We start from the raw sequence: 19,882 nt of genomic DNA on the forward strand, positions 1-19,882 counted from the left end.
AACTATCATATTGCGCTCGGTTGCTTATTTTGACGTCGCAAAGACTGACAACGTTTGGAGCAATACTTAACCTTAAGCCAATCTCGCTCCCACTTTTTTCGCCAACTGAATGGCCTTTGACAAACAACACATTCTTTTTCTGGTAATTGTGATTTTTTCATCGTTTTTCGCCCGAACTGATCTGTCGTAATGCCACTTTTCCTGCATTTGGATTGTTTTCGACATACTCCAATATAGTTACGCAAAAAAGAGCATTATGGTTCACAAAAAGTAACGAATTCGAGCTAATCGTTTAGTTAATATCATGATTAATGTGCCAGCAGGCTTATGTACAATCTCGCTGCAGTTACGATAAATTTTACGAGTTACGCAATATTTTGCTTACGCTGAAATGTTATGCAATCTAGAAAACAGAGACATTTCCTGCTTAATCAAGCTGTCTTTCAGTATTTTCTGTAGCCAATAAGATGCGACATGAATGCTTGGCTGAGTGGGCTTTGTTGCTTGGAGTTCGGAAAGACAAAGTTCCAGTGTGTTTCTACAGGGAACGTGTCGACTGACAAGTTACACTTAGTATTTACCGAGCGCAATTACGCCTTCTCCGAGTAAAGTAGAGCTTTCATCAACTGACGATGACTTAAATACAGCTTTGATACTAGCGTTATATTCATTGCCTAACCCACCAGAACAAGGTGGAAGATACACTCCATCTTTGCCTCTGTTACTGCGAAACCTCTCTTCAATGAACATCCCTGGAGGCAAGTCATTTGATTCTCCCGCAACAGATGGAATTACCACGGATGTTTGATCATCTTTGATCCAGAGACCAACAATTCCATGACCACCATTATCATTCTTTATGAACGTTTTGTCGTTAAAGGAAACCAGTATTGCATTAGTGCCTTTAGGGATATTACTAATTTTCATTTCAGGTGAGGACCCATTTCCTTCAAACATTTTACATTGTTGACCATTCGGTACGGTCTTGCCATTCCAGTCCGAATTTACGAATGAGGCATCTAACATAGACAGTTTTTTAACAGGGATATATTGCTGTCCGTATGTCAACATTGAAACCCCACAAAGCAGTGGAACTATCATTGAAATTTTCATTTTTAGAACTCTCTACTGTTATAGCAAACGAATTGACCAGTCATAATTTTTAAGTAATCACTTTTGAGCAAAGCAGTAAAACTTCCCACTACCACCAGTTTCATTAAAATTTTCCAAAGCACATCCATTTGTTGCATGAGAAGAATTCCAAGATGTATTCCATGAACTCATCCGGTCATGGTGACCAACCATCGCCTGACCATTAGGACCTGAATAACTCCAATTATCACATGTTAAATTATAATATCTCATCGCCCCAGCCGGAAATGCTCGACCATGAGAGTCTGACCCAGTTAGCATATCGTGTTCATTAGCTGCACCTTTGTCTCTGATTCTTCCTGCTACTAAATTACCGGTTTCTGTTAGGGCTGTACTTTGCATTATTAGATTTCTATCTCTTTGGATATCACCATGAAGATCTGCAACATTTTCAGCTATCATCACACCGTTATAATTGTACCAAGGTCCCTTCCCTATTCTATCTCTCGCATTTATTTGAGGGGTTTTTCTAGATCCCTCAGCGCTGAGATATGCATGCCAACGTAAATGACCAAAGCCGACATTTTGCGCTAGTTGTTGACATGTTAAGTCAGCACCTTTAATACCTCCCAAGTCTCCATTATGAGTTGAACTTGTTACAAAAAATGAGAATTTATCATCAGGAAGTTGTGTCTCAGCTGCTTGTGCTAGAGATAAATTGCCTATTGATGCAAGCAAGAGAACTGATTTCATCGCAGTTAGTTTCATTTTTTCAGCCAAATAATGATCGGAAGAATAAATGTACGTTTATAAATGTGTATAAAATGTCAATGATAAAATCGGATACTGAGTACCCGGTGATCACCGCATCGAATTTAACTATCAGTTTTAACTCACCATTTCATTTCTAACGAACAGTTTGGATTGTAGTGAAGTATTTACAGCATCATCACTTCCGCTGGAGATCGATCTGCAAACCATAAGTCACACATTATTTTCATCTTCTCTTCACTACTTCGGAAGAAGTGTTCATAGCCTGCGCAAAGGTAGTTATCGGGGGAGCTATTACCTCTAGGAATAAAGCGTTGCTTCGGGCAACCGCCATTGCAGAGTTTTATATATGAGCACTGCTTACACTTTTCGCTGAGATCTTTCTTCTTGATACCAAACTCGTAGTTTTGGGCACTGAAGTTCATTTCATTAATCGTTTTTGAATGAATGTTCCCTAATTTATGCTCAGGATAAACATAGTGGTCGCAATTGTAGATGTCTCCATTTGCTTCCATTGCAAAAGCACTGCCACACCGCGGAGCCATTGTGCACATATTGCCTTGTTCACCCGCCCAACCAGCGAGAGTGTTATCGAAATAAGGCACGAATACCTGACCAACATCATGCTTCACCCAATAGTCAAATATGGTTGTGAGGAACTGCCCAAACTTTAAAGACGGTACGCTCCATTCCGTCAACTTAGCTGAGCTATCATGCTCCGGGTCAACTAAATATAAACCCTCTAACGTTGGCTTTGCTGCCGCTCTTTCGACTAAAGGAATATATTGATGTACTTCGCTACCCAAAGCTTTTAAATGTTGATATACCTCCAATGCATGGTCAACATTGTGGCTGCCAATGACCGTTAAAGTGTTGAACTGAACGCGATGTGCACGCAATAAATCGATGGCTTGCGCTACCTTGCGATAAGAACCTTTACCAGAGCGACTCGTGCGGTATTTGTCGTGAAGATGCTCAGGTCCATCAATTGAAATACCAATCAAAAAATGGTTTGTTTTGAAAAATTCACACCATTCATTGTTGAGTAATAGGCCATTGGTTTGCAGCGTATTTTCTATGGACTTTCCTTTCGCATATTTGTTTTGCAATTGGACGGCTTTCTTATAGAACTCAACCCCCATCATCAAAGGTTCGCCTCCTTGCCAAGCAAAAGTCACATGGTCAGTATGCTGAGCCAATATGTGTTGCTCGATATAAATTTCTAGCGTTTCATCCGACATTTTCCAGTTAGTATTACGCTCGGGGTATAGCTTTTCTTTCTCAAGGTAAAAGCAATAGTCACAATCTAGGTTACATATAGAACCCGTTGGTTTACTCATAATATGAACAGACTTAGACACTTCCATATTTATTCCTCAGATTGTTCAGGTAGGTTTTTATGTCCTACCTGCCTAACGTTAATGACAGTCCTGTAAATGGTGATTACTTTTCAGCTTTTCTAAAGCCGTCCGGTATATGTTGAGTGAAATCAACGCCCTTGCAGTCAGGTTCGTACCCCATAGGAGCAGGAAAAGGAATGGTGTCACAACTTACCGCAAGGTTTTGCTGAATCGCGACGTTTCGTTTCACTACCGTAGGGAAAATTCGGACACCATCACCTCGCATGTCATACATTTCTTGAGGGTCGCTAGACAGATCATATACGGCTGGAATCTGACGTTTAACGGGTGCTTCTGGCATAATATCTTGATCGTAGAAATGCAATTTCCAATCATTCCATTTGTACGCCTGAACTATTTGTCCATTGCTTATATAAAAACCATCACGATTAGATTGTTCCGTGTCGCCTTTCAGGTGAGCCCACTGGTTGATACCATCTATATGACGATCTGCTGGCATCTCATAACCGACAAGCTCGCCAATAGATGGCATTACATCAACAACGTGCACAATTTCATTACTGACGTTTTTTTCTTTCACTGTGCCTGGCATAGAAGCGATAAATGGCACACGTATTGAACCTTCAAGCGCTGTAAAATAATTCCCCCTCCATGGTGCCGCGATACCATGATGAGGGTAGTGCCACTCTGGGCCGTTGTCTGACATAAAGATAATCAATGTGTCTTTTCTGGCATCGGCTTTATCAATGGTGTCGATAATTTGCCCTGCGCGAAAATCAATCTCATGCAAAACATCGGCATAATCTCCTTTGCCTGTCACTCCTGAAAAATCTGGGTGAGGAATCGTAGGCAGGTGCGGCTGAGTAAAAGAGACAAAAGTAAAGAAGGGACTGCCTTTTTCTAATTGTTGACTGATGTGTGTCATCGCCCGTTGAGTGACTTGCTCATCAATAGTACGACGAGTATCTAAATTAAAGTCCATGACATCTTTTGTCTTTCCATCGACGGTGTCTTGGATCTTTGGCACGTACCCATCTTCGTTTTCAAAGTGGAGTTGTGACGAATAGAGTGATTCGTCTGAAGTATTAAGCACCCCAAAGAAATCATCGAACCCTTGCTCTAAAGGTGTACGACCTTCAGTGTCCCCAAGGTGCCACTTGCCATACATTGCGGTGTTGTAACCCTGATCCTTAAACTTATTTGCCATGGTAACTTCCCAGTTCACCATGCCGTAATCCATGCCCCAAACAACCTCTGTTGTTGCCGTTCTCAATGGACGTCTACCGGTCATAAATGCTGAACGGGTTGGAGTGCATTGAGGCTCAACATTAAAGTTTGTCAGCCTGATGCCTTCTTCTGCTAATTTGTCTAGGTTTGGGGTCGCGACGCCTCGTGTACTGCCATACGACTGAAGCTCTCCAAAACCCAAGTTGTCGACCATCATAATAATCACATTAGGTTGTTCTGCTGCCGTTGCTGATAGGGAAGGCAGTACACCGGCTAAAACGGTGGCTAACACGCTTTTTCTCATCATATTTTGCTCCAATGACCATTTCTAATTGATTTCTTTTGAAAAGAATAACGGCTGCGCTTAGAATTTGAAGTGATGGATATTTATGAAGGGTATAACTATGAGGAATAGTGAGTTTTCAAAGATTAGAGCGCTTGATCTCAACTTACTAAAAACACTGCTTGTTCTATTGGATCAAAAGCATATTTCTAAAAGTTCAGAACTGTTGTTTATCACTCAACCTGCTGTTAGCAAGCAATTGTCAAAACTTCGAGAGATGTTTGATGATCCTCTTTTGGTGAGAGTTGGGAATCAATTGGTGCTCACGCAAAAAGCGATTCAGTTATATCCCAAAGTCGAGCTGCTATGTAATCAGTTCAAAAATTTAGTCGATTCAGAGGAGCTTGATTTAAGTGAAGTAACACAGAATGTCACTATCATGCTTTCAGATTACGCAAGTCCTCATTGGATGGCTCAAATCATCGAAGAAGTATCAACGCATGCACCCAATGTAACGGTGACCTGCAAGAGTTGGAGTTATGAGAATATAAAGAAACTGACCTTGGGTGAGATTAATTTTGCGTTAGGATCGTTGCCAGAAGACCTTTCTGGGTTCGAGACAAAGGAAATCGGGGAGGTATCGAGTTCATTGGTTGCGAGACGTGAACACGCGATTTTTTCTAATACCGACCAATTAGATCTTTCTCTCTCAAGCTTCCCTATTGTCAAAATTCGAGGCTCGCATCGATATCAGAATATATATGATGAGCTAATCGGTGAGAGCCCGGTACTGCTTGACGAATCGACGCTCTGGTTAGCTTTGGAAACTGTCAAATCAACGGACGCTTATCTGGTTGGACCCAGCAAATTTATTAAAAGCATTGATAACAAATACTGCTACAACAGCATCCCATTGCCAATGTTAAAGCCCATTCCTATTTCGATGTGCTGGTCTATCGGGCTTAGTGACGACCCTTTCTATAACTGGATGAAAGATATGATGATCGAAATAGGATCTCGTATTGTCAATGAATAACAAGGTCTACATATTTCTCTATGCAACTACTAACGTTTACGAATTGAACATTATGTGTCCGTCAATTAGATCGAATACTAGGGTCAGGTCTTGCCTTTGCTAATCATTACTTTTTGTATATCAAAGTTATCAGAACACCTTTGTTCGAACTCATTCGCCAGCAACCCGTCGTCTTATAGCCACCCTACTCCATTTTTTGCCCTCTAAATTTAAACATCCACTATTGTTGAGACGATCAGCTATTTGCTGATGAAGCATCACTTGTGAATACCAACGCTATATTTGAGTAACTATGGCGCACTTAGTCTCTGCTACATGCGTATCAACCTGAGTTTTATCTACAACGCCCGCACCTAATCATTCTAGACTCTTAGAATGTGCGTACATTTCACTGTTATTTTTCTTGGTATACGACAAAACAGCTACTCGTATTGGCCTCAAAGCTATTGAGTCACTCTGCGCTTATTTGAATGTTGTCGTTGGGGAGATTTTCGAATTCAAGAGAGAGTCGAGAAAGAACTGTTCCTGCATGACCAGCAACCTTCGTGCTCGTCTTGAGTACTGATGATACAGACTGTAAACCAGAATAACTTCCTACTACCCCTCGAGAATTTGGAGCATACTTACCTATTGACCAAGTATGGGCTGTAGAAGCTCCAGAATTAGTGAGTGCTGAAAGGTACCCAGCCCCACCCTTGCTAGCTGAATACAAGGAAAACGCTGGAACAGCATCAGCCACACTCAAAGCAGTCACTCCTTTATTAGCTAAATCACCTACAGCCTTAATTGCTGGGTATGAGTCAAATGGTTTAGCCATTGATTCTGGCTGAGGACGCGCCCCAACATAATCCCAAGCTATCTGTTCAACCTGCGCCTGACTCAAGCCATAAGGTTTATCAACCGTACATTGTCTAGACCAAGCCCAACTACCACCAATACTTTGGACTTTGCCCGAGTTTTCGAGTGATTTGCTAAAGCTAGCTCTTTCTCTTCAAACAATAAATCTTCTTCATTCCAACTCCAATTACTTCGGTCATCTGCCTCTGACAACGGTGATACTATCGTGGATGGTGTTTTCGCATCGACCTCGGCAGTTAACCACGCGCATCTGCGCCTTCGGTTAACCATGCTTTATCTATCGGGCTAATCGATGAAGAAGATATTCTATTTTGTTCAGCCTGAATATCACTCGAAATCATATTCCCCAACGCATCAATTAGATATGAAAACCCAGCCATAAGGCTGGGCTAAAAACTACTTTTTAAGTTTACTTGATGAAAACCTCTTCCTAATCCAAACCTCTTGGGAAATAAAGGCTAAAACGCACAGTATGAAAGCGAACCACACTTGAAAAGCGAAACTACCCGCAGTGGCAAAGAATAAAAAAGTATCGATATTAATGAGCTTACTATGTTCTTTATATTCAATCCCCTCGGAGCCATAATACCGTTCCATTTCAGAAAAAGCTTTTTCATTCATGAATGCATGCATAAATGCTCGTCTTGATAGGTACCAAATTAATAAAAAGAATATGGCACCTGGTGCAATAAAGTTTTTCCCATGCTCTCTACCAAAGTCATATGGCCATAATTCAACAATTGTCTCATATTCAACAATATGGAGAAGCAATGCGAAAAACAATGCTGCTAATACATAACTAACCAGCCAGTTTAGCTCTGTAACTGACTTCTCATAGGCATTTTTTTCAGGAAAATCCCGTTGAATTTTAAGCATGCCATAGTAAACAATTATATGTAAGTAACTTAATTTTATTTAACATTTTAGTTTCCGTTATTGGTTCTTCTGGTTATTTAAATAACCTTGAAGGTGCCACTGGGAAGGCGGCGGTGTTGGCCCTATTTCCTTCTGATTGTCGAGACCACTATAAAACAAGGCAGACCATCCATTCACCTCCTGCCCTGCGCGGTCACCATACCTAATTTCGTAACCTTTAAACTGTTGTACAGCAACATCAAGCCCCGAATACGCAATACCAAGAGGGCTGAATCTAGTAAGATAACCCGCCCTACTTAATGTTGATGTCGAGGCAGTCGCATCCACAACATATTTGATAGACTTAGACATATCTAGGTCGCCCTGAGCAACATCTATGAATGCATTCATAACTGTCACCCCTATGCCTAATTTGGTAGTAAAATCACCGGCAGCAGTAAAGGCTCCTTTGAACAACGTCGTATTTATAGGTGAAGTTATAGGTGTATTACTATATTTACCTATTCCATTTGGTCACCGCGCAAATTTCCAATAGAAATGATTACAAAAATAATTTATCACCAGACAGGGAAAACTCTCGCAGCAAAGCGCTAAAAATAAATTTCAATAAGTTTGGGGAGTAAAACATTGCTCTGATTGAGCGAATTGGAGCGTGCAGCGGGAATCGAACCCGCATCATCAGCTTGGAAGGATTACACCCTCTCAATTTTTTTGAACCACACATCATATCAAAATCATTATTTTCAATTACTTAGTATCAATCAACCACTAATCGCATGTCTCATATTTAAACATTTTTTACCATTTAATTTCATTTTGAGCCCCAATAAAATGTACAATTATTGTACACTTCTTCATAGCATTGGGTATAGAAATGCCGCATATTTTATCGGTACACAGGAAGAAAAGATTAGAATTCTTTATTCACACAGCAGCCCTACCCGCGTTTTCATTCTTTCATTCACGTGAATTTTGGGTTGATAAAACAGAAATAGGTCTAGCGCAATTAGAGTCGCTTAGCCTTGGTTTATCGCTTCAAGCTGTACGAGGTTCTGGAAATCGAATCGAGATTATTTCTGGTTTTGAATATCTCAGCTTCTCACTAACAACGCTCAACTTTGTCGACTGTGAAGTTTTGATTCATGACAATATGAGCGATGAAGATATAAGAAAACGCTCTTGGCTAGCGGTGATCCGCACGATGTTGTCTTCACTCGATTCAAAATCTGCTGAAGACTTCCGAAGAACACTGAATCGACAAGCACCTAAACAGATATTAAAGGCACTTTTTTGTAAAAGCATGCTAAGTCAAACAAAACTTTCTGGTCTCACTCATACTTCAAGAAGCGCGCTAGCTCAGCAAAACACCAAGTCTCATCAACCCCAGCAATCACCTTCGGTGACACTTTCAATATTTGAGCAACTCGTTATGGAGCAAAAACATAATGATTGAAGGGATAAGGGAACGTTTCAAACACAAAAATATTGAGCAATTTCTCAAGAAGCTATACCCCTTCAATGCGGCTGATAATTCTCTCATAGCACTAGAAGTAATAAGGTTATGCTCAATTATACGCCCTGAATATCGAAGTGATTTTCCAGAAATTGATTTTCTAATCAGCGAAGCCCAAAAGCATAAACTCACTTCCAATACCGCAAAACTTCATAACGTACTTGCAACTATCAAAGTTAAAAAACAATTAGGCATTCATTATCTACCCGCGTTTTTAACTTCCGATCTTTTATTGACGTCCTACGACCATCAGAAGTTTGATCAATACAAAGCACTATCTTTTTTATGTGCAGCAAGATTATCTTTTATTGGCACTCACCAACCGAAGATCAAGGCCATCTGTGATGACGTACGCCAGTTCTCATTAGGACACAGAGAAAATATGTCCGCTTACCTGCCAGATATATACCAGCTCAACTTTCCGCAACTGGTAGTAACTTTTAATAAACTAGTCAACGAAGAAAATGAGAACAAGTTAGCCACTAAGGTCATCAATCAACTTAATAATTATCGGCGACCTTATGAGTCCTCGCTAAACTACACAGACGGTTATTCTCGAAATGTCACCAGCAATGAATTCAAAAAAAGTGGAAGGTTAGAAGCAGGAGAACTAAAGACACTTGATAGTGATGGAAAAAATGTATTGTTTGAGCTCAAACAGTTTGATGAAGCACCCAAATCTATAACTCATAGTTGGCAAAAAGAAGACCATCATGGAGAAAGCTATAGAACAACCAGTATCGTCAGCATCTATAACCACGCTCAAAATGGTTACGCGGCAGGAGCACTAAACGCACGCGCTATTCAATCTCGAATAATGAAAAGGGATATGAGCCTTGCGTGTGATATAGAGAGTATGACTAACTTTGAAGTAGGCTCACTCGTTCGGTACTGTCTCGAACAAATTAAAACGGATACTAATGCCGTAATGACTGCTAAGTTACTTCTGATAATGTTTTTTACTGGTAGCACATATAGACAAGCTCAAAAAATCAAACCCAAACGAGCCCACAATAAGAAAATCGTTGGATTCCGTAGAAAGCACAAACTCCCGTCACTCAAACAACGTAATGAGTTAATACCATTACTACCCAATGTATCTGACGAGTTTTGGCTACCATTACCGCCAATCATATGCCAAAACCAGACAAACCTAGCATTCAGTAACGTAGCAGATACCGACTTAAAGAACTTACTTAGCCATATCAATAAACTCCAAGGAACGCACCTCACTTTGAGAAAGGTATCTTCATATTTGAAACAAAAGCTGTCTCATGAAAATATTGATACAACTATGGTAGCGCTCATCACTGGAGCCCCTATTAAAACAATTCCTGCTATCTATTACCTACAACTATCAAGCGCCGAACCACTACGTATATACAACCGCTATCTTGACTTCTTATCTAATTTTTCCAGTGAACCATCAAGTTTGACACAGTTTGAGGAAGTACCGTTATCTACATTAGTTGGCTCTCCCTTACACTTATCTACTGACTTACTTTCGTCACTATTTTTCAAACTGCAATCAAACCTCAAATCACAGCATAAGATGCGCAACTCTGATAGCTTCCACAATAACATTACAACCTATACTCAGCTGGTCCTTTCTTTAGCGTCAGGATATCGCCCTGTAACAGGTTGGTTTGGGAAAATGAAACATTTATCCCTACTCACCGGGGATTATTGGATTTCAGATAAAGAGTCTGGAGTCGGTGACAACAGTCGAGTCATTAAACTTCCAGAGACCGCGAGACAAGTTTTGCGATTTTACTTAAAGTATTGTGATTACCGCTTACTAAAACTCAGTAATGACAACCCTTCCCTGTCACGAGAATACCAGCAGATACTTAAGGGGGAAAACCACCTTTTTTTCTATCTCAAAGACGATCAATTGTTGCCATGCACACCGGCGAACTATTCATATTCTATTGACTCAGAGTTCCCTCTTCAGGCCAACTGGGCTCGGCATCACATTCGCACATTATTAACAAACAAACAGGTTGATTCCACGTTGATAAATGCATGGATGGGGCACATGAATCAAGCTAAACGAAGTTTTCATTCTTTCAGCTCATTAACAAGTAAGCAAATGATGGAAGTGTCTTACGTTATTGATGAACATCTTCGAGACATCGGTGTGGAGGTTCCCGAATGAAAGATATAGGCGTCAATGCTCGGAAACAAAATAGACTTAACCAAATTGAACGAATCAACAGAAAGTCTCAGCAAGTTTTTGAAAAATATTACCCAAATCCAGATATTGCACCGGAGAGGCAACAATTCTACGACAAATGGAATAAATACATCGACGAAATAGCGAACACCTTTGGTCGTATAGGGGATTATCGACGCGCCTTTAATATTGGTGTGAGTAACGTACTAAAATACAAGAAACACAATGGCTGGAAAGTAACCCCACCCAGTTACATCGTCACACATAAGTCACCAAAACCACTACGAACACTCACTTGGATGCAACAAGCCTGGGAAGGGTTTGAATTGTATGACTATTGGTACAATGAGGAATTGTTAAAATCATCGGTACAATCTAAGCAACAAGCATTTCGAAATCTTGTTCTCTCCTTTATCTATCATAGCGGTCAGTCTAACCCCGATGTAGTTTACGCATTCCAAAAAATGCTTAATGCACCAACAATCCAATTAAACCATTGGGGTCGTTACCCTTACCTAAGCGTTAACGTTGAATCCAATCGCTTCAATACCAATGTTGTAGTTAGAGGCATTAAAGTGACCCAATTTCAATGCTACCTCCACACAATTACCCTGGGTCTTCTACGAGTCTGGAACCGTTTGAAGCATCAACCTTGGGATATACCGAATGATAAAGAACAATTGATAACAGTGCTAACAAAAGCTCGAAACTCACTCACGTTTACACAGCTTTGCCGCACCTCTGTTTATGCCACTGAAAATCAATCGCACGTTTCTCTCAGTCAGGCATTGGTTGAGTACCAAGTGAGTCGAACAAAATCGTATGGGCTCCCATCAAGCAACCTGACAAGGCTTCACCACCCAACAGTATTTCCAGTAACCAACATCACCTACAATACGAATAAACCCTCTACGTGCATTAAACATCCTAAAATCAACAAAAATAGAGAACAACATCTCGATATCTATCAAGAACTCAAAAATTGCCTTTATCCAAAAAACATGGGACAAGTGCTGACTAGTAATACCTTAAAGCAAAAATTAGAGTCACTTTTAATGTCAATATCGGGCAATGACCAATTAATTAGCATTTGCCCTTTAATTAGCTGGTATCGATTTAAACTCAAAACATGCAGCGTTAGCACAATCAGAGCTTATCATTCAAACCTCAGCCGTAAATGGTGTTATATCTGTGCACAGTTCTCATTAAAAGAATTGAGTAGTACTGAACTTGAAGATGTTTATAAACAAGCAATCGATAGCCATACCAGTAACAAATCAAAAAAATATTTCGCAGGTAGACTAAAAGACTTGCACGCTTTTTGCGTTGAGCACTACTCCTTCCCTAAAGTTTCAAGCAATTATTTACATACCGACCCAACTCAAACTCATACCCGATCAGGGTTTATCGACGAAGCCCTCTTTACTGGTTTACTCAATGCTATAGAGGCTACAGCAGGTTTAAATGATGCCGATAAGCTTTGTGTAAAGTCCATTTGCATCATTTCATACCGGTGTGGGTTGAGGCTCAATGAATTGATGAAACTTAGAGTTAAAGATATCGAACCGTCAAACATTGGATGGATATCAATCCGAGATACCCACTTAGGCACCAACAAAACAGCTGCAAGTTTGAGAAAGGTGCCCCTGTTCCCCATGTTATTGGAGCATGAAGAAGAGATTATCAACCGTTATATGCACATTAAATTGGAAAAAAACTTGGGGAAGAAGTGTCCATTTTTTTCTATTGAATCCGACCCTAAATTACCAATCAAAGCTTTTCAAATATCTATGTTCGTCGGTGACATGTTGAAATCATTATCTCAATTAGACTACTTTGTGTTTCATCACCTGCGTCATAGTTGCATAAGCAGGCTTCAGCTAATACTCGAAATCAATGTGCCATCATCATTACCAAATCAAATGTCAGCCTATAATGAGAAACAAACGAAAAAAATATATACCATATTGTTTGGGCGGTCGAAAATGAACGGCTACGATATCATTTCAGCGTTCGCTGGTCATGAATCACCAAGAATGACATTTGAATACTATTTTCATTTTTCGGATTGGATTATCGCTCAAAAATTAAACATTGCTGATTATTCAATACCCAAAGCCAGTATGAGCTTTCTTGGTCTATTGCCTAAAAGGACCCCAAAAAATCACAGGACGTTGGTAAACGCATTACCTTATTTAGTCAGAAAGCTTCATGTGGAGCCATGTGTATCCAATATTCACAACGGCATCGCGCCAATCCTTAATCCAAGCAACGATAAGGAGCTCATTTCCATTCCGATCTGCCACAGCGCTTTAACGCTTCATCAACAGGGTTTCCTGAACCAAGATATTTGTTCAAGATTAAAGATCTCTGAAGCCACACTCGACAAGTGGATAAACAACGCGCGCTCTATCAAAGCATTATTCGTAAACTCGAAAAATGCTCATTACTCGCGTCACTTTTCAGCATTAAGGCAAAACAAGCTAGTTCCAGCAGAACTTAAAATGCCAATCGAAATTAAAATGCAGAACCAGTACATCAAAGAATTGAAAAAGCATTATAATGTTCACCGAATTGCAATTAACGATGCCATTTCATATGCACTGAACCACTCAAGCATCTCTCGCTCTGGTATTCATTTTAACTCACCTAATGAACTAACTACATTTATCGAAACTACACATCTTTTCATTCCGAAATCTCACTGGCGTGCAGCAACCCAATACCTTAACAAAAGCGTCAAAAAAGCCGATTGGGTCTTAGCTCTAGAAGGCATAAGCACATTTAATGAGCGTACATCACTAGGTCGAAGCAAAAAGACTCAAGGTGCTGTGAGATTAGAATTGATCCACCCTAAAATGCGAGATAATAAAGAATACAAAATTAAGCAATCATCACCTCTTTTGATGCACCTATTTCATATGTTTGGAATAATGATGATGACTTAAGCAAGGTGGTACAAAAATTAAGGGATGATAATCAGAATTTGACCGTAATTGAATTCTCCTACCATTTAAGTTGGTAGTCTAATTAAATGTATCAATGGCGCATCGTACTTCTATTTATCTGAACATTTACCATAAAGGTTATAGTTCTCCCACGTATTTCCTGTCAAATGGCATCTGCTACAGGTATTTTAGTGTATTAATTAATGGTAAATTCATAGTTACCTTATAAAAGCTTCATTCTATATTGCTTCACAGGTAAATACGCACACACCAAATCAGATGTTTTTCCTCAATTAAATGGCTCAGTTTCCTAAATCAGGAAACTAAAATGTTCACCCAATGATTTGATCATTTAAGTCTACGCTAAGCTCAGATTTATAACCCTCCCTCGTTAAAAAAAACTAACCAGCTACGATGTTCTTATTAAGATATTTTTTGGAGTTATATTAAGCTTAAAAACTACAACGTTCTGATTGGAGAAGTTTTACACCTAATAAAAGTACTGGACAACCTGAATGGGTTAGGGACTCCCGAACGGTAGTTCTCGCATCATCATTCAGCATTTAAGGGCTTTTGTCTCTAAACTCTAGATAAGAAACAATGCCCTCAAAGGTTAAGCTATAGAATCACTTACAACGCTCCAGCCAAGCATGTGCCCAAGAAGGTTTGTACAAATAGTAACCTTGTAAATATGGCACACCCAAACTAGTCAGCTTAGTCAGCATTTCTTTACTCTCCACACCTTCAGCTACAAGTTTTACACCTTGTAACAAACAAAAATCACATAAATATGCAACAAGCTTAGAGCAAGCATCCAATTTCATTACTTCATTAGCCAAAGCTCTATCAAGCTTGATTTGATATAGTGGAAGACGATATAGACTAGTAAAAGCACTCATACCAGAGCCAAAATCATCAATAGATAGCTTAAAGCCATGCCTATGGAGTGAGTTGAGAGTACTCATTATTATAGGCTCTTCTTCAAGTAAATAGGACTCCGTTATTTCTATTACAACACGCTCAGGATTAATACCAAATTTTAATGTTGAAGCTAAAACATCATCAACAAAGCTTGTTTTCAAAAGCTGATACCCAGATATATTTACATTAATAAGAGGCTTCTGGAGACTTGTATTATCATGCGTATCTAAAAATTCACATGCCAACTCTAACACTTCCATTCCAAGTGCATGGATATAGCCCATATTTTCTGCTATTGGTATAAACTCGCTAGGAGGAATATTACCTAACTTATCATGCTGCCAGCGAGCTAATGCTTCAAAACTAATAATACTCCCTGTAGAAACTTCAACTATTGGTTGCAAAGAGATGCTTAGTTGATGCGAGTCAATGCCATATTTTAGGGAATCTAGCACTTCAAAATAACGATCTACACCCTCTTTTTCATCACCTAAGTACGCGATAGGTGACCGAACCAAACGGACATATTCAGATAAATCAAATATATTTTTCAATAATAAATCCCGAGATATATTTTTAACGGGAATATACCCAACCCCCAGTCGACTCATTACCGTCGAATTACATTCTTGCCCCCGACTTTGGAAATCTTTTTCTATTTGACTCATTAATGTTACCCCCACCCTATAGTTTGAGGGCTTTTCCACAACAGCTATAAATACATCCCAACTAATACGATATAACTCATATTTTGATGAGAGAAAATGATCCAGAGTTGAAACTAAAATTGAAACTAATTGACGAGTAGCGTCAACTCCAACCTGTCTTTGAAACTGCCGTAAATGAGTTAAGCAACAAACAATAATGCACTGTTCCTCACCCAACTTAGATAAAGTTTGAAGGAACAACTTGCGATTGGGTAACCCTGTCTCAGAGTCATGGTCTGCCGTGTACATCAAGTAGTCATTGATGAGAGTAGCCTCAGAAATGTCTTTATGAGTGCCGACCATAGCAAGCCCACCACGTTCTTCGATCCTCAACCCTGTAGCTTCAATCCAGACATAACAACCTGATCGATTTTTAACTCGATATCGAGTTGTTACTCGCGAATCAACTTTATCTTTTTGATGAATATCAACATCTTGTTTTAATAGCCTTTTATCTTCAGGGTGGACTAACTCAAGCCAATCATCAAACTTTGTGTGTGTTAATGACACATTAAACTGCTTATAGAAGGTATTATTGTAAAATTGGACGACATTATCATCACTCATAAACCATAAACCTTCACTGCCACTGTCAAATAAACCAGCAAGTCTTTGAGGCGTAACCAATCTATTCATACCACCCAAACCACCCATAATAATCTTTCAACATACGACTTCACGTTAACAGCCAGCCAAGAGCGATAAACGAGCTAAAACTTAAACTGACTAACTTGTTTTGCTAATTTTTTTGCGCCAACTTTGAGTTGACTAGCAAGCTCCCTGTTTTCTGACGAACCCTCGTGTGTTTTCCCTGCCAAAGTATGGATATCCGATACTGATTCATTAATTTGCGCAGCAACAACCGATTGCTCCTCCGCCGCAGTGGCTATTTGAACATTCATATCTTGAATCTCTGAGACAGATGTTTGAATTGTACCGAGAGCTTCGGTTGCTTGTTTAGAAAAAACCAATATAGAACTCGATTCTTCTTCATTTAGTCTCATAATGTCTACTGAGCGAGTCGCCTCATTTTGTAGTTGACTAATAAGACCCTGAATCTGCGCAGTACTAGTCTGAGTTCGGCTTGCGAGACTTCGAACCTCATCAGCAACAACTGCAAATCCACGCCCTTGTTCTCCTGCACGAGCAGCTTCAATAGCTGCATTCAATGCAAGTAAATTAGTCTGCTCAGCAATATCTTCTATAACATCAACAATCTGACCAACACTCTGAGTCTCTTTATCAACAGCCAATATTGCTTCTTGAGCTAAGGCGATACTTTTAACCAAAGTATCGATACCTTGGTCAACACATTTGACCAGGTCCATGCCTTTACTTGCGTTGCTGTAAGCTTGTTGTGCTGCTAGAGAGGCACTATTCGCATTTATAGCGACTTCATCAACAGTTGAAGACATTTGATTCATAGCAGTAGCGGTTTGCTCAAGGTTCTGCATTTGCTCCTTAGCATTAAAACTCACCATAGAGGCTGCCGAATCAACTTCCACAGAAACATCTCCTACTTGGTGAGATACACCTTTTACTTCCTGGAGTATAATTCTTAACTTAGCAGACATCCCAAACACCGATGCGTAGATTCCAATCGGCTTTTTGTATGATGAGCGTTTCGAAAGATCTCCCATAGCAATAGAATCCATTAGCTCCATGATTTCCCTAGGCTCTCCACCTAATGGCTCATAAACAAACTTCTTAAGGCAAAGATATAAAACAAACAGAGCCACCAGAATTAACGCTAGTGAAAGCATCAAACTGGATAAGAAATTAGCTTCTGAAGCTCTAGTAATATCTTGCCAAGGCTGCCATCCCCAAACAGTCCAACCATTACTAGTAAGTTTATTCGACGCTACAAAATATTCTTGCCCTTCATATATGTAAGAATGCGAACTCTTAGCTGAGTCTTGATAAGCAGCGTAGCTAGGTCGCTCTTGATACAAATTCTTCCCTAGAAGGTCTGGATATTTGGAAGCTAAGATGTACCCATCTTCTCGCGCAACCCAAACTTGATTGTCCGGAGATAACCCAGAAACAAACTGAGTCAAACTGTTAACTTTAATATTAGTCACCAAGGCACCAACAACAAATCCCCCCCTTCGAACGGGTACTGCCACAGCCATAACTGCATGACCTTCAGCACTTATATATGGTGAAGTGACTACATGAGACTCGCCTGAAAAAATGCGGACAAACCACTCACGCTGTTTCTCTCTTGCATTAAAGTTAGGTACTACTCCGTTTGTGGAGGTGGAATAGGTAACCCCATTAGAAAGGGATAGATATGCGTTTATGACTTGGTTATTTTCTACTATCGAATCCAATTGATGCATGAGCTCACGTAAGTCCGCAACACCTTTACTCGATATTGCAACAATATTAGATACCGTCTTAAGTACGTCAAAATTTCGTTCAACTTTTTGCTCTAGAGCATAACCAATAAGCTTAGACTCGGTCTCTAGTAAGAGGCGGTAGTTTTCAGTTGACTCTTTTTTAAATGAACTATACCCCCAGCCACTGATCGCTAAAACTACCATAAGAAACAACAACCCTAAGATCATCATCAATTTTTTATTCAATCCCATACTTACCAATCCGTGAAAGCGCTTTCTTTCCATTATAATATTACCGGAATTTATAAATGCAAGGTTATTTATACACAGTAGAGATTACTCGCCAGATTAAAGACATACTTCGATCAAACCGAAATCAATTTATAATACATAGCACTTTAAAGTCACAATGGTAATACCAAGGTCCTCGAATCCACAATTATTGGGGATACTTACGTGCGAGTTATAGGACTTAGAATTTTTTGGATTTACCAGAATTCCCTTGAGTACTGGATCTAGAAAGACTTTTAATCTAACTTCTGGAGCAAAACGCATTGTAAAACTTAGAAGAATAGTTAGGGACGACGTTGGTTTCTCAGTGCCTCTAGATTAGAATCTGAAACATCAGAGTCCAAGCAGTCACAAATTAATTTCTCTAAGAACTCCCTTAATTTTTCTCTAAATCAAGCATTCATCAACAAAAAGAAAGCGCTTTCTTGTATAGTGGAGCTATTATCAATTAAGCATCCTGAGTTAATTGTATATTTTTTAACTGAGAGGAATTATGAAATACCTAGCAATGATCCCAACAGTATTGATGCTCAACGCTTGTTCAACAGCAACAGAATCACCGGTTAGCTATCACAAATCTTCTCCGGGGCTAGAGTCACTACAAAACAGCGAAAACTGCTGCGAAACCCTTAGTACTATTCAATATCAAAGCGTCACGAACCCAGAAAGAACATTTGTTTCTATCACCGCAGCAAGCCCTAGGGTCGAGTTCAAATCTGGTCGTTCATTTGCTGGAGGGCTTAAGCTTCCTACAACACTAGATGCTATTCGTTTTTCTGTAACTTCAAATGCTAATTATTCAGCGTTCGTTCCGTCACTTTTGGTCTTAGATCAAAACTACCAACCTTTAGATGTCATTGGCAATGAAACCATAAAGTATCAGCCGCTTAGCCTGCTTGATGGTGCACAATATGGTGCGCAAATAGAACTGCAAGAACGTTACTTGAACGGCGAGGCTCCTGCTTACTTGGTCGTATTCACAACCAGCGAAGCACTCGCGGAAACAACTCCCGTCGAAAAACCAAGTGATATGGCGATACGTTCTGGCGATGTCCAAGCAAACATCGCTCATAATACGGACTACGCGATACCCCACTCTGCGATAGGAAAAATCACTTTTGATTTTGACTTTACGGCTATCACCACCGTTGCTGAAGAACAAAAACGTCAAAATCGAGTCCAACAAATTCTTCCAGAATCAACCATAGCCCAATCAGATTTATTAACGGAAAATACACTGATTAAGAAAGAGGTTTATAAAACTCTTATAGAAAACTCGGTTTCATCTGGAGATTTCAGTGCTGCACTGACTTACGTTGAAGAATCTGAGCGACTAGGAATAGAGGGGATGCGAAACACCTTTGTTGACGCCATGAAGCAATATCAAAAAGCACAGTAACTCAGACTCAAAGCAGTCGTTTATCTTCTTTCTCACTTCACCTCAGTTCTTAGCAAACGAGAGTTGAATAAACGACTGTTA

Annotated in this window: 16 protein-coding genes; 5 read left to right on the plus strand and 11 right to left on the minus strand. The window is 39.8% G+C overall.

What is annotated here, in order from left to right; translation table 11 throughout:
• Window positions 1–5: 5 nt before the first annotated feature.
• The 5 genes from F0226_RS15205 to F0226_RS15225 form a co-directional block, all read right to left on the minus strand.
• Entirely contained in the window at window positions 6–161 is a 156-nt protein-coding gene (locus F0226_RS15205; RefSeq protein WP_171736427.1) for a DUF2256 domain-containing protein, read from the minus strand.
• 409 nt (window positions 162–570) lie between these two features.
• The gene (locus F0226_RS15210) at window positions 571–1,113 is read right to left on the minus strand and encodes a hypothetical protein (RefSeq protein WP_171736428.1); all 543 of its coding nucleotides are present in this window, start codon (window positions 1,111–1,113) and stop codon (window positions 571–573) included.
• A gap of 57 nt (window positions 1,114–1,170) precedes the next feature.
• Window positions 1,171–1,860 (minus strand): hypothetical protein, encoded by a 690-nt coding sequence (locus tag F0226_RS15215; protein WP_171736429.1) that lies wholly within the window; start codon window positions 1,858–1,860, stop codon window positions 1,171–1,173.
• Between the two features lie 170 nt (window positions 1,861–2,030).
• On the minus strand, window positions 2,031–3,230 hold the full coding sequence (locus F0226_RS15220) for an anaerobic sulfatase maturase (protein ID WP_171736430.1): 1,200 nt from the start codon (window positions 3,228–3,230) through the stop codon (window positions 2,031–2,033).
• 76 nt (window positions 3,231–3,306) lie between these two features.
• Complete coding sequence (locus F0226_RS15225; RefSeq protein WP_253820839.1) at window positions 3,307–4,758, minus strand: sulfatase-like hydrolase/transferase; 1,452 nt, start codon at window positions 4,756–4,758, stop codon at window positions 3,307–3,309.
• A gap of 82 nt (window positions 4,759–4,840) precedes the next feature.
• Between F0226_RS15225 and F0226_RS15230 the strand changes: the two genes are divergently transcribed.
• A complete protein-coding gene (locus tag F0226_RS15230; RefSeq protein WP_171736432.1) occupies window positions 4,841–5,770 on the plus strand; it encodes a LysR family transcriptional regulator in 930 nt (309 codons plus the stop codon).
• 451 nt (window positions 5,771–6,221) lie between these two features.
• Here the strand turns inward: F0226_RS15230 and F0226_RS15235 are convergent, their stop codons facing one another.
• The 4 genes from F0226_RS15235 to F0226_RS15250 form a co-directional block, all read right to left on the minus strand.
• Window positions 6,222–6,653, minus strand: coding sequence for a hypothetical protein (locus F0226_RS15235; RefSeq protein WP_171736433.1), 432 nt, complete (start codon window positions 6,651–6,653; stop codon window positions 6,222–6,224).
• Window positions 6,654–6,864: 211 nt separating this feature from the next.
• Window positions 6,865–7,008, minus strand: coding sequence for a hypothetical protein (locus tag F0226_RS15240; RefSeq protein WP_167494077.1), 144 nt, complete (start codon window positions 7,006–7,008; stop codon window positions 6,865–6,867).
• Window positions 7,009–7,024: 16 nt separating this feature from the next.
• Entirely contained in the window at window positions 7,025–7,504 is a 480-nt protein-coding gene (locus tag F0226_RS15245) for a hypothetical protein (RefSeq protein ID WP_171736434.1), read from the minus strand.
• Between the two features lie 57 nt (window positions 7,505–7,561).
• Window positions 7,562–7,894 carry a hypothetical protein gene (locus F0226_RS15250; protein ID WP_171736435.1) on the minus strand — a complete coding sequence of 111 codons (333 nt, stop codon included), beginning with the start codon at window positions 7,892–7,894 and terminating at the stop codon, window positions 7,562–7,564.
• Window positions 7,895–8,378: 484 nt separating this feature from the next.
• Between F0226_RS15250 and F0226_RS15255 the strand changes: the two genes are divergently transcribed.
• The 3 genes from F0226_RS15255 to F0226_RS15265 are packed head-to-tail and all read left to right on the plus strand — an operon-like array spanning window position 8,379 to window position 14,141.
• Window positions 8,379–8,957: a hypothetical protein gene (locus tag F0226_RS15255; protein WP_171736436.1), complete on the plus strand. Its 579-nt coding sequence runs from the start codon at window positions 8,379–8,381 to the stop codon at window positions 8,955–8,957.
• Window positions 8,950–11,175, plus strand: coding sequence for an integrase (locus tag F0226_RS15260; protein ID WP_171736437.1), 2,226 nt, complete (start codon window positions 8,950–8,952; stop codon window positions 11,173–11,175). Before F0226_RS15255 ends, F0226_RS15260 begins: the two co-directional genes overlap by 8 nt.
• Window positions 11,172–14,141, plus strand: coding sequence for a tyrosine-type recombinase/integrase (locus F0226_RS15265; RefSeq protein WP_171736438.1), 2,970 nt, complete (start codon window positions 11,172–11,174; stop codon window positions 14,139–14,141). The genes F0226_RS15260 and F0226_RS15265 overlap by 4 nt, the downstream gene beginning before the upstream one ends.
• Before the next feature lie 626 nt (window positions 14,142–14,767).
• Here the strand turns inward: F0226_RS15265 and F0226_RS15270 are convergent.
• Window positions 14,768–16,423: an EAL domain-containing protein gene (locus F0226_RS15270; RefSeq protein ID WP_253820840.1), complete on the minus strand. Its 1,656-nt coding sequence runs from the start codon at window positions 16,421–16,423 to the stop codon at window positions 14,768–14,770.
• Window positions 16,424–16,479: 56 nt separating this feature from the next.
• Window positions 16,480–18,363 (minus strand): methyl-accepting chemotaxis protein, encoded by a 1,884-nt coding sequence (locus tag F0226_RS15275; RefSeq protein ID WP_171736439.1) that lies wholly within the window; start codon window positions 18,361–18,363, stop codon window positions 16,480–16,482.
• A 532-nt stretch (window positions 18,364–18,895) separates the two neighbouring features.
• On the opposite strand from F0226_RS15275, the gene F0226_RS15280 reads away from it, so the two are divergent.
• Window positions 18,896–19,801 (plus strand): MalM family protein, encoded by a 906-nt coding sequence (locus F0226_RS15280; RefSeq protein WP_171736440.1) that lies wholly within the window; start codon window positions 18,896–18,898, stop codon window positions 19,799–19,801.
• Window positions 19,802–19,882 lie beyond the last annotated feature (81 nt).

The organism is Vibrio sp. 99-70-13A1 (assembly GCF_013114625.1).
GTDB lineage: Bacteria > Pseudomonadota > Gammaproteobacteria > Enterobacterales > Vibrionaceae > Vibrio.